General features: G+C 35.1%; 15 protein-coding genes. 9 read left to right on the top strand and 6 right to left on the bottom strand.

All coding sequences use genetic code 11. The features are described 5' to 3' along the window. The first annotated feature begins 32 nt into the window (after nt 1-32). The gene (locus ABDW27_RS18755; protein WP_343697269.1) at nt 33-926 is read left to right on the top strand and encodes a L,D-transpeptidase; all 894 of its coding nucleotides are present in this window, start codon (nt 33-35) and stop codon (nt 924-926) included. Between the two features lie 52 nt (nt 927-978). Here the strand turns inward: ABDW27_RS18755 and ABDW27_RS18750 are convergent, their stop codons facing one another. From ABDW27_RS18750 to ABDW27_RS18730, 5 genes are all read right to left on the bottom strand, one after another. Beyond that, nucleotides 979-1,374, bottom strand: coding sequence for a hypothetical protein (locus tag ABDW27_RS18750; RefSeq protein WP_343697268.1), 396 nt, complete (start codon nt 1,372-1,374; stop codon nt 979-981). Nucleotides 1,375-1,377: 3 nt separating this feature from the next. Beyond that, a complete protein-coding gene (guaB, locus tag ABDW27_RS18745; RefSeq protein WP_343697267.1) occupies nt 1,378-2,850 on the bottom strand; it encodes an IMP dehydrogenase in 1,473 nt (490 codons plus the stop codon). Nucleotides 2,851-3,047: 197 nt separating this feature from the next. Continuing rightward, nucleotides 3,048-4,445: a DUF5723 family protein gene (locus ABDW27_RS18740; protein ID WP_343697266.1), complete on the bottom strand. Its 1,398-nt coding sequence runs from the start codon at nt 4,443-4,445 to the stop codon at nt 3,048-3,050. Next, on the bottom strand, nt 4,442-4,993 hold the full coding sequence (locus ABDW27_RS18735) for a hypothetical protein (RefSeq protein WP_343697265.1): 552 nt from the start codon (nt 4,991-4,993) through the stop codon (nt 4,442-4,444). The genes ABDW27_RS18740 and ABDW27_RS18735 overlap by 4 nt, the downstream gene beginning before the upstream one ends. A gap of 72 nt (nt 4,994-5,065) precedes the next feature. Further along, nucleotides 5,066-5,932 carry a hydroxymethylglutaryl-CoA lyase gene (locus ABDW27_RS18730; protein ID WP_343697264.1) on the bottom strand — a complete coding sequence of 289 codons (867 nt, stop codon included), beginning with the start codon at nt 5,930-5,932 and terminating at the stop codon, nt 5,066-5,068. Between the two features lie 330 nt (nt 5,933-6,262). On the opposite strand from ABDW27_RS18730, the gene ABDW27_RS18725 reads away from it, so the two are divergent. Beyond that, nucleotides 6,263-6,877, top strand: a complete 615-nt coding sequence (locus ABDW27_RS18725) for a SatD family protein (RefSeq protein ID WP_343697263.1) — start codon at nt 6,263-6,265, stop codon at nt 6,875-6,877. Continuing rightward, complete coding sequence (locus tag ABDW27_RS18720) at nt 6,874-7,590, top strand: DUF3307 domain-containing protein (protein WP_343697262.1); 717 nt, start codon at nt 6,874-6,876, stop codon at nt 7,588-7,590. Before ABDW27_RS18725 ends, ABDW27_RS18720 begins: the two co-directional genes overlap by 4 nt. On the opposite strand, the gene ABDW27_RS18715 is transcribed toward ABDW27_RS18720, so the two are convergent. Further along, nucleotides 7,576-8,610, bottom strand: a complete 1,035-nt coding sequence (locus ABDW27_RS18715; RefSeq protein WP_343697261.1) for a quinone-dependent dihydroorotate dehydrogenase — start codon at nt 8,608-8,610, stop codon at nt 7,576-7,578. The two genes, ABDW27_RS18720 and ABDW27_RS18715, sit on opposite strands and share 15 nt — an antisense overlap. A 375-nt stretch (nt 8,611-8,985) precedes the next feature. On the opposite strand from ABDW27_RS18715, the gene ABDW27_RS18710 reads away from it, so the two are divergent. The 6 genes from ABDW27_RS18710 to pepT all read left to right on the top strand — a co-directional run bounded on the left by ABDW27_RS18710 (nt 8,986) and on the right by pepT (nt 17,078). Then, nucleotides 8,986-11,424, top strand: coding sequence for an arylsulfatase (locus tag ABDW27_RS18710; RefSeq protein WP_343697260.1), 2,439 nt, complete (start codon nt 8,986-8,988; stop codon nt 11,422-11,424). A gap of 127 nt (nt 11,425-11,551) precedes the next feature. Then, nucleotides 11,552-12,139 (top strand): hypothetical protein, encoded by a 588-nt coding sequence (locus tag ABDW27_RS18705; RefSeq protein ID WP_343697259.1) that lies wholly within the window; start codon nt 11,552-11,554, stop codon nt 12,137-12,139. Between the two features lie 41 nt (nt 12,140-12,180). Further along, nucleotides 12,181-13,401 carry a porin gene (locus ABDW27_RS18700; protein WP_343697258.1) on the top strand — a complete coding sequence of 407 codons (1,221 nt, stop codon included), beginning with the start codon at nt 12,181-12,183 and terminating at the stop codon, nt 13,399-13,401. 76 nt (nt 13,402-13,477) lie between these two features. After that, a complete protein-coding gene (locus tag ABDW27_RS18695; RefSeq protein WP_343697257.1) occupies nt 13,478-14,437 on the top strand; it encodes a DUF6515 family protein in 960 nt (319 codons plus the stop codon). A gap of 103 nt (nt 14,438-14,540) precedes the next feature. Continuing rightward, nucleotides 14,541-15,683 (top strand): formylglycine-generating enzyme family protein, encoded by a 1,143-nt coding sequence (locus ABDW27_RS18690; protein ID WP_343697256.1) that lies wholly within the window; start codon nt 14,541-14,543, stop codon nt 15,681-15,683. Between the two features lie 120 nt (nt 15,684-15,803). After that, the gene (gene pepT, locus ABDW27_RS18685; protein WP_343697255.1) at nt 15,804-17,078 is read left to right on the top strand and encodes a peptidase T; all 1,275 of its coding nucleotides are present in this window, start codon (nt 15,804-15,806) and stop codon (nt 17,076-17,078) included.

The raw sequence follows: 17,078 nt of genomic DNA, 5'->3' as shown, positions 1-17,078 counted from the left end.
TTTATAACTTTATTTTCATAAAAATACGACCTATGAAAAAGTTATATTATACAGCAAACGCCCTACTTATATTAGTATTAATTTTAATGGTTTCCTGCAAAAAAAGTGAAACCGTAAATCTTTCTGAAAATACCGCAGATAAAAAATCTAAGAAAACAATAGAATATAAGAAACCAGAAGCATCAGTTTCTTATCAGTTTTCAAATGCTAAAGAATGGCTGAAAATTAATGAAGCCGACAGCAGTAAAATGAATATTGTTTATGCATTGAACAGAACCGACAAAGCGAATCTTAAAAAACTGGATTCGGTTGTTGTTCCGTCAGATTTCAGCGGAGATTTAGTTTATTATCTTCCTTTTCCGCTGCATGTTTCCGTTTTAGATTCGGTCTCAAAAATTATCATTTTTTCTTATCCAACACAGACTTTCGCTGCTTATGAAAATGGTCAATTAGTGCGTACTGGTCCAACCAATATGGGAAGAAAAAAAGATCCTACACCAACCGGATTGTTTTTTACCAACTGGAAAGCTGAAAAAACAACCAGCACATTTAATGACGAATGGGAATTAAAATGGAATTTTAATATTGAAAATAAAAAAGGAGTTGGTTTTCACCAATATGAATTACCGGGTTACCCTGCTTCGCATTCTTGTTTGAGATTATTAGAAAAAGATGCTAAATTCCTTTACACATTTGCCGATGAATGGATTTTGAAAGACAAAGAAAATGTAAAAGTTAAGGGAACTCCTGTAGTCGTTTTTGGAAGTTATAATTTTGACGGACCAAAACCCTGGCTTCAATTGGCATCAGACCCAAAAGCTTTAAATATATCTGAATCTGAAATTGAAAAAGAAATGAAACCTTTTATTCAAAAGATTTTAGATAATCAAAAACTGAGAGAGGCTGAGCCGTCTGGTTCGCTTTAAAAACAAAAAAAGGCGTAAGAAATAAATCTTACGCCTTTTTATATGTTTTAATTTAACAAATCAATATTTCAACTTGATCCAAATTAATCTCTTTTTGCTTTCTTAATGAAAAAAAGTTAAACAAAAAATCACTAATCATATCTGTTATTGGCATTGGCATTAAATCTTTTACAATCATGTCTTCAAAGTTATGAACTGAGATTCGACATTTAGTGTATTTATAAATTTCAAAAGTAAAAAATTTAACAGCCTTAATTCCGTTTTTATAATCTCTAGCTTTTAAGTTTTTTTCTCTTAAAAGAATTGATTCATTTGTTTCTAAATCAAGTATTTCGACAAAAAAATCTGGATTTACCTGAACATTAAAACCTCCTAAAACATAAATATCATAAAAACCATAATATAATTCAGTTTCAATAACATCGTTTAATTTTAGTTTTATAGCCATAAATTATCTAGAATAATTTGGAGCTTCTTTTGTAATAGTTACGTTATGTGGGTGACTTTCAGTGATTCCACTTGATGTGATTCTAACAAAACGTCCAGTTTCCTGTAAAGTCGGAATATCTTTTGAACCGCAGTATCCCATTCCGGCACGAAGACCTCCAATGAACTGAAGCATACTTTCGTTTAATTCACCTTTATAAGGAACACGACCCACAATTCCTTCCGGAACTAATTTTTTAACGTCGTCTTCAACATCCTGAAAATAACGATCTTTAGATCCTGTCTGCATTGCTTCAACAGATCCCATTCCGCGATATGATTTGAATTTTCTTCCTTCAAAAATAATAGTTTCACCCGGAGATTCTTTTGTTCCTGCTAGTAATGAACCTAACATTACACAGTCAGCTCCGGCAGCAATAGCTTTAGGAATATCTCCTGTATAACGAATTCCACCATCAGCAATAACCGGAACTCCAGTTCCTTTAATTGCAGCTGCAACTTCAAGAACTGCTGAGAATTGAGGAAATCCAACACCTGCAACGATACGTGTAGTACAGATAGAACCAGGTCCGATTCCTACTTTTACACCATCTGCACCATTTTCTACTAAATATTTAGCAGCTTCAGGCGTAGCAATGTTTCCAACAATTACATCAATTTGAGGGAATTTTGATTTTACTTCTTTTAATGTGTTTACAACACCTTCTGTATGTCCGTGTGCTGTATCGATAATAATGGCATCTACTCCAGCATTAACTAAAGCTTCTGCTCTTAAAACCGCATCTCCGGTAACTCCAATTGCAGCCGCAACTCTCAATCGTCCGAATGAATCTTTGTTTGCGATTGGTTTTTGAGTCAGTTTTGTAATATCTCTAAACGTAATTAAACCAACTAATTCATTTTTAGCGTTTACAACTGGTAATTTTTCGATTTTGTGTCCTTGTAAAACTACTTCAGCTTGTTCTAATGAAGTTCCTTCGGCAACTGTAACCAAGTTTGTACTTGTCATTACCTCAGCGATTGGTCTTGATCCGTTTTTTTCGAAACGTAAGTCACGATTAGTAACAATACCTTTAAGAATTTTGTTTTCGTCAACGATTGGAATACCGCCAATTCCGAATTCTTTCATGGCGTTTTTAGCGTCTGCAATAGTCGAAGTTTCTGGTAATGTTACCGGATCGATAATCATTCCTGCTTCTGCACGCTTCACTTTTCTAACCTTCGCTGCTTGCTGCTCGATGGTCATATTTTTATGTAAAACTCCAATTCCGCCTTCTTGTGCCATAGCGATTGCCATTGCACTTTCGGTCACAGTATCCATAGCAGCAGATACGATTGGAACGTTTAATGTTATGTTTCTTGAAAATCTTGATTTGATACTCACTTCGCGAGGAAGCACATTCGAGTAGTTAGGTACTAATAATACATCGTCGTAAGTTAAACCTTCGCCGATAATCTTGGAGTTGTGTGCTATCATGGTGCAATTTCTAGTTGAATTGCGTGCAAATATAGTGAATAAATTGCTAACTTGAATACTTAGCTATTCATAAATTTAACTTTACAGGAAACTTCTGACGAATTTAAATTCGAAATTTGAAACTCCAAATTCCAATCGAAAACGATATAAATCTTATCTTTTTTCAATTTGGAATTTAGAATTTGAGCTTAAAAAAATTAATATTTTGGATCCTGAAAAATAAAATTCAAACCAAACTGAAAGGCGAGACTTTTTGCTTTTGTAATATCTCTATATTGAAAAACATTATCGACAAGGCCGTAAATATTAAACTTTCCTAGAGTTCCCGAAAGCCCTAGACCTAAGTTCGTAAACGAATACGTATCTACTGTATAAGTTGCTTTAAAATCTAGTTTCTCAAAAATACTTCTTTTGTAAAAAGCCGTTAAAGCTACATAAGGTTCTTTTGGCATTGTTCTGGCAAATACCTGCGCTCCTACTGCGTTTAAATATCTTCTTTCTGATGAACCTTTACAATTGCATTCGCCATCGTATCTTGATTCTCCAAATGAATATTGTATCGATGAATTAAATTTTATCGGGCGCCAGGTTGTATACTTATTATATAATGTGTCTCGCGGAATTGCCGCATCAAACTCATCAAAAATATTCTTTGGTTCGTTTACTGCATCAAAATTAGGGTTTACTCCATCGTATCTGTAAGTTCCTTTATAAGTTAGCGTTTCTATATCTTTAGACTGTCTTATAAAACCAACATCAAGTATACTTGCCGTAAACTGCAGATTATCTTGTATATAATACGTAAGTCCGGCATCAAATCCTAAACCTAAACTTCCGTTAAGAAAAGTATTGTGAGCAATATCTTTTGGAATACTTCCTTCGTACTCGTCTTTAGTAAATTTGCTGATTCCAGAAGTTTTAAGCTCCAAATTAGATTCAATGATTTGGGTGTACATATTCGTTCCTGTTCCCTGACCTGTATAAATATATCCCGAATTTTTGGTTGAAGTAGCATTGGCACCGCTCGAATAAATTTTTGCACGTCCGCCTAAAACGAGTTTTTTACTGACTTTTTTATGAAATCCAACATGAAATACAGAAAGTACTTCGGCACGAACATTTACATCTGCCAGATTAAATGATTTTCCAATATAATTCTGGTTTCCGTCTAAAGCTAAAATGGCCATATCTTTTGGGAAATACATTAAAAAATCAAATTCCTGATAAGCTCCAAATGAAATATAAGACTGACTGTCAACGCCTCCTACTCTAAACCCGCCCGAAAAGATTTCAAGCTGCTGGTTTACCTGCGTTTTATCATTGGCAGAAGATTTATTTATAATATTTCGCACTTTATCGTTAAAATCAACACCGTTATCAGCAAATAAATCATAAGCTGAAAAACTGTTTGAGCCTATGTTTGCAGAAACTCCGGATAAAAGCGGAACTCCAAAATAATATTTATATGACACATCAGCTCCCGGATTTACTAGTGAAGATTGCGGAATTGATGTAAAGTTATACAACAGTTGTTTGTTTTGTGCAAAAGACGAAAACTGCAAAATCAGAATTAAAATTAGAAGCGCTTTTTTCATTCTATTTCCATATAAACGGTTGCTCCCGATTTTAATTTTAAGTTTCCTGAAATGGCTTCTGTTCCGGAACCTGTAACGGTTTTAATAACAAAACCTATTTTCATGGTTCTTTTCAGTAAATTCAAGCGTTCGCCTTCAAAAACTTCAGTGGTGTATTGTATAATGTTTGATCCGCCAGCGTATTTTGAAACCTCTAATTTAATGGTATCTAATGGCTGATTGTTTGCATCTATAAGTATCAGTTCGATTTCAAAGGCTCTGTTTACGGTGTTGTTGGTTTCAAAATTAAGCTCGGCTTTTACCAGATTATCTGTAAAAAACTTATTTTTAAAAACATCAAATTCTTCAACATCCGGCGGAATTTCCTGCCCTTGTCCGTTATCTTCTATCTGATCTGCATTAATATCAAAATAAGCAAGGTTTGCCACAAAAACGGGCTTTAACTTTAAATCATCTATTTGATCAAAGTCTAAATCACTTGCACAAGACAGAAATAAAACCGCTGAAAACAATAGTATAGAGATTCTATATAGGAGATTTCGTTTCATTTTTTATTCTTATTATAGAGGTAAATAAAAACGTTTTATTCTGTCAGATATTACTTATTTTTAAAAAATATTTTAATGAAACTTGCCAAACAACTTAGAAGCTTCATTATAAGCACTTTCAAAACTTAAAGAATTAAGTCCTGTTATTTTTTTATTGGCAGTAAAATAAGAAATCAGTTTTTCTGTCGGCATATTTCCTGTTAGTTTATCGGTAGCCATTGGGCATCCTCCAAAGCCCTGAATTGCTCCGTCAAAACGGATACAGCCTGATTTTGCCGCTGCATCAATTTTTTCAAACCAGGTATCAGGTGTTGTATGCAAATGCGCTCCAAATTCAATTTCCGGATATTTCGGAATCAAATTCGAAAACAAATAAGTAATAACTTCTGGCGTTGAACTTCCAACGGTATCAGAAAGTGACAAAATTTTTACGCCCATTGCTGCCAGTTTTTCTGTCCATTCTGCTACGATTTCAACATTCCACGGGTCACCGTAAGGATTTCCAAATCCCATAGAAAGATACGTTACAACTTCTTTATTTTTTTTATCAGCAATTTCAAGAATTTCTTCAAGGGTAATTAACGATTCGGCAATAGTTTTATGTGTATTACGCATCTGAAAATTTTCAGATATCGAAAAAGGAAATCCTAAATATTGAATTGCCTCATGTTCTGAGGCCAAAGCTGCACCTTGTGTATTGGCAATTATCGAAAGTAATTTACTCGTTGTCTGCGACAAATCTAATTGTGCCAAAACCTCAGCTGTGTCCTGCATCTGCGGAATTGCTTTTGGCGATACAAAACTTCCAAAATCGATTGTATCAAATCCTACGCGAAGCAAAGCCTGTATATAGGTAACCTTATTTTTGGTTGGAATAAAAGTTTTGATACCCTGCATGGCATCTCTTGGACATTCGATAATTTTGATCTCTTTATTCAAAGCTTATTCTTTAGTAATAGCTAAGTTAGTTTCTTTTTTAAAGAAATAAAAATTAAGTCGCCTTTCTGTTTTTTAAATATGTTTAATTTGTAGATATACACTGCATTGCATCTAACACATTGTGTTTCCAATAGTGTGAATTCTCCTTGTGTAGACGCACTGCAATGCGTCTCTACAATACTCCGCTATAATTATTACGAAAAATTGTAATTACAAATATTATTACCTAAAAACGTAATACTATTAAATATTACCAAAAAAAGTAATAATAAATAAAATTACGTATATTTGTAATACAATTTGTATTATTTTTTAATTATATTTGATGTTATGACTAGTGTAATTACAGGAGACATAATTGGTTCAAGACAGCATGAATCACAGCATTGGGTCGAAGATTTAAAAAAAATCTTAGCTCCGCTGGGCAAAACACCATCCGAGTGGGAAGTTTACCGTGGAGATGAATTTCAAATTGAGATTAAAAATCCTGAAGATACTTTATTGATTGCTATTTTAATAAAAGCACAATTAAGAACTATAAAATCTGATGCGAGAATGAGTATCGGTTTTGGCAATAAAACGCACAATGCCAATAAAATTTCAGAAAGTAACGGAACTGCTTTTATTAATTCGGGAGAGCTTTTTGATACTTTAAAAAAGCAAAAAGTAACTTTAGCTATGCGAACGGGAGATTCTGATTTTGATGAAAAACTGAATTTAATGCTTCAGCTGGCTTTGACTTTTATGGACACGTGGCTTGTACAATCTGCTGAATTTGTTGCAAAAGCCATAGAAAACCCAACGCTCTCTCAGGAAGAATTAGGGCAAAAATTAGGCATTAACCAAGCTGCTGTAAGCCGAAGACAAAAACGAGCTCAGTTTGATTTGGTTATGAATTTAGATCGATATTTTAGAACACATATAAAACAAATTACCGCCTCATGATTTTATTTATAAAACTGTTTCTAGCCCATTTATTAGGTGATTTTATCTGGCAGCCCAACTCCTGGGTGGCCGACAAAGAACTGAAAAAACATAAAAGCAAATATTTATATATTCACATTCTGCTTCACGGAGTTTTAGCAGAAATTTTGGCAGGAGAAATCAGTTTTATTCCTTATGCAGTTTTAATTGCCGTTACGCACGGTATTATTGATCTCATCAAACTTAATTTTCAAAAAGATAAAAACAAACGCACTTGGTTTGTTGCAGACCAAATTGCACATATTTTAATTTTAATTGGTGTTGTGCTTTTATATGAAAATACCCGTATTCCTTATTTCTGGCTCGATAATCAGTTCTGGATTTTACTAACCGGTATTTTATTGTTGACAAAACCTGCTTCTATTTTCATTAAAACAATAATTTCAATCTGGGCGCCGGAAAATGAAAACAGCTATCAGGATAATTCTCTGATAGCTGCCGGAAATTATATTGGTATTTTAGAACGCTTGTTTGTTTTCGGGTTTATTTTAACCGGGCATTTTGAAGCGATTGGTTTTTTACTGGCCGCCAAATCTATTTTCAGATTTGGGGATTTAAAAGAAGCCAAAGACAGAAAACTTACTGAATATGTTTTAATTGGAACTTTAATCAGTTTTGGAATCGCAATTCTGGCCGGCATACTTGTTCAGTACCTTTTTTTACAACTGCTTTAAGACCTTTTTGTTAATTGCTTTTATCAATGCCGGACCTTCGTAAATAAAACCTGTGTAAAGCTGTACTAAACTTGCGCCTGCATTTAATTTTTCGATAGCATCATCTGCAGAATGAATTCCTCCAACTCCAATAATTGGGAAAGCTCTATTGCTTTTTTCAGAAAGAAAACGAATAACTTCTGTAGATCGTTTTGTTAGTGGTTTTCCAGATAATCCTCCTGTTTCAGATTGATTTTCAGATTGTAAACCTTCTCTTGAAATAGTTGTATTGGTTGCAATTACTCCTGCAATTTGGGTAGTTTTTACAATATCAATAATATCTAATAACTGCTCATCTGTAAGATCCGGAGCAATTTTTAACAGAATTGGTTTTGCTTTTTGCGTACTTGTTTTTTGTTTTTCGATATTTCTGTCTTGCAAAGTCTGCAATAAAGCTGTTAAAGGTTCTTTATCCTGCAACGCTCTTAAATTTGGCGTATTTGGCGAACTTACGTTTACCACAAAATAATCTACATGATCATAAAGCGCGTCAAAACAAATGATATAATCTTTAACCGCATCTTCGTTGTCGGTCACTTTATTTTTACCGATGTTTCCGCCAATTAAAACTCCTGAATTTTTCTTTAAACGTTCAACAGCTTCCAGAACACCGCCATTATTAAATCCCATTCGGTTAATAATTGCCTGATCTTCTTTTAAACGGAATAAACGTTTTTTAGGATTTCCTTCCTGACCAACCGGAGTTACAGTTCCGATTTCGATAAAACCAAAACCAAAATCGCCTAGTTCCTTATACAGCTTTGCATCTTTATCAAAACCAGCCGCAAGCCCAACTGGATTTTTAAATTTAATTCCGAAGACTTCTCTTTCTAATCGAGTGTCTTTTACTTCATAAATCGATCTTATAATTGATGAAACTCCGGGGATTTTTGAAATGAATTTAATGAATGAAAAAGTAAAGTAATGCACTTCTTCTGGATCAAACCAAAAAAGTATCGGACGAATTATCAATTTATACATAAGAATTGTGTTGTTGTTATTTTGGCTGCAAATTTAAATATTATAGTTTAAAAAGGTGCTTTTTTCCAAAAAACAAATAATTTCAATTTTGTTCGATTCTTCAAAAGCCAGCTAAAAGCTTCTAAAAGCAAAATCTCTCAATTTAAGACTTAAATAGGTCTAAAAACAGCATTTTTGATGTTGCAAATTATAAAATGAAACCAATTAGAGCATTTAATCTCTCACCTTCGGCCTTTATATTATTTAATTTTGAGCTCTTTAAGAAAATTCACACCCTTTATTTCATTCAAGTCGTATTAGTTACATATTAATTTTTATTCAAAATTTAAAGTTGTTTTCCGCTAATTAATTACTGAACAATTAAAAAATGAAATCATGAAAATCGACAATCTCAAGACATTTAAGACAATTGTAACGTTATTCCTTTTATGTCTTTTTCTGGGCATAAATCAAAAAGCATCTGCACAAGCAGATCCCCAAAAAGTTACTAAGGAAAATTTCCATGGTGTCATCGAACTTGACATTAGAAATTCAAAACCAGACTGGAAACCCTACACCAAAAAAGCAGCACCAGAAGGTGCGCCAAACGTATTGTTTATCTTATACGATGACACAGGGCAGGCTGCCTGGTCACCTTATGGAGGAGCCATAAACATGCCAACACTACAAAAATTAGCGGACAATGGTATTACCTACACCCAATGGCACACTACAGCATTATGTTCGCCAACTCGTTCTACTTTATTAACCGGTCGTAACCACCACTTAAACGGTATGGCATCCATCACCGAAACTACAGATGGTTATCCTGGAGCAAATGGGCAAATTCCAGCTCAGTGTGCTACTATTGGTCAAGTATTACAACAAGCAGGATGGAGTACTTTCTGGATTGGAAAAAACCACAACGTACCGGAACAAGACGTTTCTTCTGGAGGCTCCAAAGTACAATGGCCAACCCAAATGGGCTTTGACCGCTATTACGGATTCATAGGAGGCGAAACCAACCAATGGTATCCTGATTTAATAGAAGACAACCACTTTATTGAGGCACCTTACACTCCTGAAGAGGGGTACCACTTATCTAAAGATTTAGCCGATAAAGCCATTGAATATATCAAAGACCAAAAAGCCACCAACCCTTCTAAACCATGGTATATGTGGTATTGCCCTGGAGCGAATCATGCACCACACCATGCACCCGAAGAGTACATTGCTAAATACAAAGGAAAATTTGATGCTGGTTACGATGCCTATCGCGAATGGGTATTACCTCGCATGATTGCTAAAGGAATTGTGCCTAAAGGAACTAAAAACACCGATTTCAATTTCTTACCTCCTAATATTGCTAATCCTGGCGATTATGTAAAACCTTGGAACAAACTAAGTGCTGATGAGAAAAAATTATTCTCAAAACTAGCCGAAGTGTATGCTGGTTTCTCCGAATACACTGATGCTCAAGTAGGACGTGTTATTGAGTATTTAGAAAAAACAGGTCAGTTAGAAAACACTGTAGTTCTTTACGCAGCCGATAATGGTGCTTCTGGCGAAGGTTCTCCTTCTGGATCTGTAAACGAAAACAAATTCTTTAACGGTTATCCTGATGAATTATCTGAAAATTTAAAATATTTGGATAAACTAGGAGGCCCAGATACTTACGAGCATTATCCTACTGGTTGGGCTGCAGCTTTCTCTGCTCCTTACAAAATGTTTAAACGTTACAGTAATTATGCAGGAGGAACATGTGATGCATTAGTAATTTCATGGCCAAAAGGAATTAAAGCCAGAGGTGAAATCCGTAATCAATACCACCATTCTACTGACATTGTACCTACAATTTTAGACATCTGTGGTTTAGAAATGCCTACTAAATATAATGGCGTAGATCAATATCCATTATCTGGAGTTTCAATGAAATACTCGTTTGATGCTAAACCAGATGCTCCTACTCAAAAGCACATACAGTATTATACAATGTTGGGGACTCGTGCCATTTGGAAAGACGGTTGGAAAGCAGTTGCTGTACACGTACCTCTTACGGGTAAAAGCAACTTTGACAAAGACGAATGGGAATTATACAATGTAGATGTGGACAGAGCTGAGTCAAACAATTTGGCTAAAAAGAACCCTGAAAAATTAAAAGAGCTTAAAGATGCTTGGTTTGATGAAGCGGCTAAAAATTTAGTTTTACCTCTAGACGACCGTTCTCCTATGGAATTATTAAGCACGGAACGTCCTTCTCAAGAAAAACCAAAAACTCGTTACATTTACTATCCTGGAACTGCTGCCGTACCAGAAGGTGTCGCAGTAAACGTACGTGGTCGTTCATACAAAATTGTAGGTGATGTAGATATTAAATCGGGAGCTTCAGGAGTAGTTTTTGCTCATGGATCTCGCTTTGGAGGACACACTTTATTCATCAAAGACAATAAATTACACTATGTTTATAATTTCTTAGGAATTCAGCCAGAACAAACTTTTGTTTCATCGACTACCTTAACTCCTGGTAAACATGCCTTAGGATTTGAATTCGTTAGAGAAAGTACTGGTAAAAATGGAGAACAAATAGGAACTGGCCATTTATATATTGATGGAAAAGAAGTGGCAAAAGGTCCTATGAAAACACAGCCTGGTAAATTCACACTTTCTGGTGATGGTCTTTGCGTAGGTTTTGATAGCGGCGACGCCGTAAGTCATCAATATAAATCACCAGGTACTTTTAAAGGTGGAGAAATCTTAGGGGTTGGTGTTGATATTAGCGAACAAAGCTATGAAGACCTTAACAAAGAAGCTTTAAGAATTATGAAAAGCGAGTAGTCTGTAGCAATCAAAGTCAAAGAGGTATTCATTGCTCCTTATATATAACGAAAAATAATACCTCTTTTTCTTCTAAAAAGCATCCTATTTTAGTCTAAAACAAATGTTTCATTAATCAGGCGTCAAAATGACTATCAATTATAATTTTCAAAAAACAGCTTTCCTATCTATTTTTTTTTCTTATTTAAGCTGCTGTTTTTCTAATAAAACAATAGCTCAGGAAAGTGAAGAAAAAGCATTTAGTCCACATCATCAAATAGGAATTTCAATAAATCACGTGCACGTTTTTGAAGGAAGAGACGAGGAAGGAAATCGTGAAGTTTTGAGTCTTCCGGCATGGGGAATCGATTATACTTTTCAGTTTCACGAAAAATGGGCAATTGGTCTTCATACCGATTTTATAATTGAAAAATTTAAAGTCGAAAAAGTATATGCAAACGATGATGATAAAGAAACCGTAGAAAGAAGCTATCCTATTGCTCCTGCTTTAATGGGAATTTATAAACCAAATGAACACTGGAGTTTTCTTTTAGGATTTGGAGGAGAATTTGCCAAAGAAGAAGATTTTTTCCTGACACGAGCAGGTATAGAATATGGTTATGATCTTCCTAAAAATTGGGAAATATTTGGAACATTTAGTTATGACCTCAAATGGAATGCTTACGACAGCTGGGGAATTGGGTTAGGAATTGCAAAAAACTTTGGAAAAAAATAAACTTCCAAAGCAATTACAAATCACACAAATTATCTACGCCTATGTACCATTCAAATAAAACGATTCGTATTTTAAGAATTTACCTTTTACTGTTACTCTTGTTATTGGCATTAAAATCAAAGGCACAACAGGAAAAAGACACTTCAAAAATAATGAGTGTTCGATATGGAGATAAAGGGTTTGAACTTAGAACGAAAGACAATAAATTTCTATTTCAACTGCATAGCAGATTACAATTTCGTTTTTCAACTCCTTACGATACTGATCCTCTTACATACGACGATTACAGTCAGGATGCCAAAACTACTTTTAAAATAAACCGTGCCAGACTAAAAATTGGCGGCCATGCTTTTGAACCCTGGCTTAAATATTATTGGGAATATGAATTGAGCCAGTCTAACTTACTTGATTTTAGATTAATGATTGAAAAATGGGAATATCTAAGGTTTAAAGTTGGGCAATGGAAAACAGAATTCACACGGGAACGTTTTATTAGCAGCGGAGAACAGCAAATGGTGGAACGATCTCTTATCAACAGACCTTTTACAGTTGACAGACAATTAGGAGCAGAAGTTTACGGTCATTTAAAAGGAAACGGTATTGCCGATTTTAATTATTGGTTTGCAGCTTTAACCGGAACCGGACGCGGAAGTACTTCTAATGATGATAATCATCTTATGTATTTTGGAAGACTGCAATGGAATTTCCTTGGAAGATTTCTTGATTTTGAAGGCTGTGATCTTGAATTTCATGAAAAACCAACGCCTATTATTGCTTTTTCTGCCATAACGAACCGCAGCCCTTATACACGCTTTTCGCAAGCAGGTGGAGGTTCTTTAGACGGCTTTGAAGATGGTTTACCAGGACAATACAGGGTAAATCAATGGAATTTGGAAACTGCTTTTATGTACCGTGGTTTTTCATGGCAGAGCGAATGGCATACTAAAGAAATTATCGACAAATACAGCAACAATGATATGACTGTTATGAAAGGCTACTATGTTCAGGCTGGATATTTTTTCCATAATATATTCAATTGGTGGCCGCAACACTTAGAAATGGCTTCAAGACATGCCGCTTACAGACCCGATAACAGCTTACGACAAAATTTGCAAAACGAAACCACAATTGCTTTTAACTGGTTCTTTAAGGGTCATAAAAACAAACTGACATCTGAAGTTAGTTATTTCAGTTTTCAGGATAAATCGCTTCCATTAGAACAGGGCTGGCGTTTTAGAATACAATGGGATATTTCGCTGTAACTTAGTAAAATATGTATTAAAATTTCAAATAAAGTTTTATTTTTTTAATAACTTTAACCAACATAAAACTCTGAAAATGAAAAATATAAGCAAAACAATACGAAAAGCGGCAGTAACATGCTTAGCCGGTTCATTTTTTTTGATTTCCATTGACAGTATAGCACAGCGTCGTGGAGGTGGCGGTGGCGGAGGTATACACAGGCCTTCAGGAGGCGGACAGGCAAGACCTGCTCATCAATCCCGACCTGCTGTAACAAGACCTTCTGCAAACAAACCAGCAGTAACAAGACCCGGATCAAACGGCTCGGGAACAAAAGTTACCAGACCTGGTAATAACAGCAATAGAAATACTGTCAATAACCGAAATTCAAATACGATAAACAGAAACAATTCAGGTAACAGAAATACAAACATTAGCGGCAATACTGTCAACAGAAACCGAAACAATGTAAATATTAATGTTAACAATAGTGTTCATGTAAGAAACAATCGAAACACTTATGTAAGACCGCCTGTTAGACCTTACGTACGCCCGCCTTATGTATACGGAGGCTATAGATACAACACTTTTCATCCTTATTATTATCACCCTTACAGACCTTTTTATTGGGGTCCGGTTTGGCATCCCTGGGGATTTTTCGTAGCAACTTTAGCAGTCACAGCCATTGTAGTCAGTGTAGAAAGTACGCAATATCATTATGATCAAGGCGTATGGTATACCTCTACAAACGGCGGTTATACTGCAGTACCCGCTCCAGTTGGCGGAACGGTAAACAACATTCCGAGCGGTGCACAGACGGTTAATACAGGAACTGTCAATAACTATTATTACGGCGGAACGTATTACGAAAAAGATGGAAACACATACAAAGTAGTAGCTCCAACAGCCGGAACAATTGTAGAAAGTCTACCGGAAGGCGGTGAAGAAGTCACAATTGGTGATGTAAAATACATCAAATTTGGAGAAACTTATTATCAACCCGTACAGGTTGACGGAAAAGATAAATACGAAGTAGTTCAGGTTGAAAAAGAATAATTTTAATTTTATTAATTCTATAAAATTACTATACTATTAAAAGTTATTTTTTATATTTTTACCGAGCTATTGACAACCCATTACCAAGCTAAAAACCATTACAATGAAAAATAAAACCTTTTGGATTTTTGCAATACTGACAATTTCCATTATTTCAATTACTTACGGTGTCACAAAACTAATTTCTCCTAAAGATAAAGTAACGGAAACAGCTTTGGAATGTCATGAAACTCCAAATACATCAAACGAATCAGCATTTAAACCAACCATAGAAAACAAAAATAAACCAACGGGAAAAGCTCCTGAAGGCATGGTTTGGATTCCCGGAGGAGAATTTTCTATGGGAAGTAATGTTGAAGATGAAAGTTTATGCAGTATAAAAGGCGTAACCAAAGACGCTGCCCCTATTCATCGTGTTTATGTTGACGGTTACTATATGGATAAAACTGAAGTTACCAACGAAGAATTTGAAAAATTTGTAAAAGCAACTGGCTATGTAACTGTTGCAGAACAAAAACCAACTAAAGAAGAATTTCCTACTGCTAGTGAAGAAGACTTAGTTACGGGTTCTGTGGTTTTCACTCCTACTCCTTCTGCTGTTAATTTGAATAATTTTCTGCAATGGTGGCGTTATGAACCAGGCGCCGACTGGAGGCATCCGGAAGGGCCTCAGAGCAGTATTAAAGGAAAAGAAAAATATCCGGTTGTACATGTTGTTTATGAAGATGCTGCTGCGTACGCGAAATGGGCAGGAAAAAGACTTCCCACTGAAGCTGAATGGGAATTTGCTGCTCGTGGCGGAAAAACAGGAAATTTATATGCCTGGGGAAATGACTTAAAACCTAAAGGAAAATTTCAGGCTAATATTTATCAGGGACATTTCCCAATAAAAGATGGAGATACCGGAGAAGATGGTTTTAAAGGAATTGCTCCAACGGCACAATTTGCTCCAAATGCTTATGGCTTATATGACATGGCAGGAAATGTATGGGAATGGGTAAACGATTGGTACAGCGTAGATTATTACAAATCACTGGCAGAAAGTGGGAAAACAGTTCGAAATCCACAAGGGCCGGATGCTTATTACGATCCTAACGACCCAACAGAAATAAAACGTGTACATCGAGGCGGCTCATTTTTATGTACAGATCAATATTGTACAAGATATATGGTTGGAACAAGAGGAAAAGGCGAAATCAGATCTGCTGCAAACCATGTTGGTTTTAGATGTGTAAAAAGTATTTAACGATAAAAATAATACTCAAAAAAGGATTCTAGAAACAGAATCCTTTTTTTATTTTTTGAAGATAAATCACAAAATATGCCTGCTAAAAAAATTGCCTATATTTGCTAAAAATAAAAAGAAATGCAACATATCATAGATCGTTTTATCAGTTATGTAACAATTGATACTGAATCAGATCCGAATTCGAAAACAACTCCAAGCACAGAAAAACAATGGAATCTTGCCAATAAATTAGTTGAAGAACTAAAACAAATTGGACTGCAGGATGTTACTATAGACGACAAAGCTTATATTATGGCAACCCTGCCAAGTAATGTCGATCACGAAGTTCCTACAATTGGTTTTATTTCACACTTTGATACTTCACCAGATTTTAGCGGAGCAAATGTAAAACCGCAGATTGTAGAAAATTATGACGGAAAAGACATTGTTTTAAATGCTGAAAAAAACATCATTCTTTCTCCAAATTATTTTAAAGATTTACTTCTATATAAAGGCCAGACTATCATTACAACCGACGGAACAACTTTGCTTGGTGCCGATGATAAAGCCGGAATTACCGAAATTGTTTCGGCAATGGAATATTTAATTCAGCATCCGGAAATTAAACATGGCAAAATCAGAATTGGTTTTACTCCTGATGAAGAAATCGGACGCGGCGCACATCATTTTGATGTTGAAAAATTCGGCGCTCAATGGGCTTACACTATGGATGGAAGCCAGATTGGTGAATTAGAATATGAAAATTTTAATGCCGCAGGAGCCAAAATTACTTTCAAAGGAAAAAGTGTTCACCCGGGTTATGCAAAAGGAAAAATGATCAACTCAATGCTTTTGGCAAACGAGTTTATTAATGAACTTCCAAAAGGAGAAACTCCTCAGGAAACTAAAGGTTATGAAGGATTTTTTCACGTACACCACATAAAAGGAAATATCGAAGAAACAGTTTTAGAACTGATTATTCGCGATCATAACAAGAAAAAATTCGAAAAACGTAAAGAACTTATTTTCAAAATTGCTAAAAGTTTCAATAAAAAATTTGCAAAGAAATTTGGTGAAGATATTGTAATCGCTGAAATAAAAGATCAGTATTACAATATGAAAGAAAAAGTGCTTCCTGTAAAACATATTGTTGATATTGCTGAAAAAGCAATGCGTGAATTAAACATCAAACCAATCATAAAACCTATTCGAGGCGGAACTGACGGATCGCAATTGTCATATATGGGATTACCTTGTCCGAACATTTTTGCGGGCGGACACAATTTCCACGGAAAATACGAATATGTTCCGGCAGAAAGTATTCAAAAAGCAACTGAAGTAATTGTAAAAATTGCAGAATTAACAGCATCTCCGGGAATTTTTGATGCAAAAGAAAAACCTAAAAGAAAATAA

It is taken from the genome of Flavobacterium sp. (assembly GCF_039595935.1).
GTDB lineage: Bacteria > Bacteroidota > Bacteroidia > Flavobacteriales > Flavobacteriaceae > Flavobacterium.
This window is presented reverse-complemented; position numbering and strand designations above follow the sequence as displayed.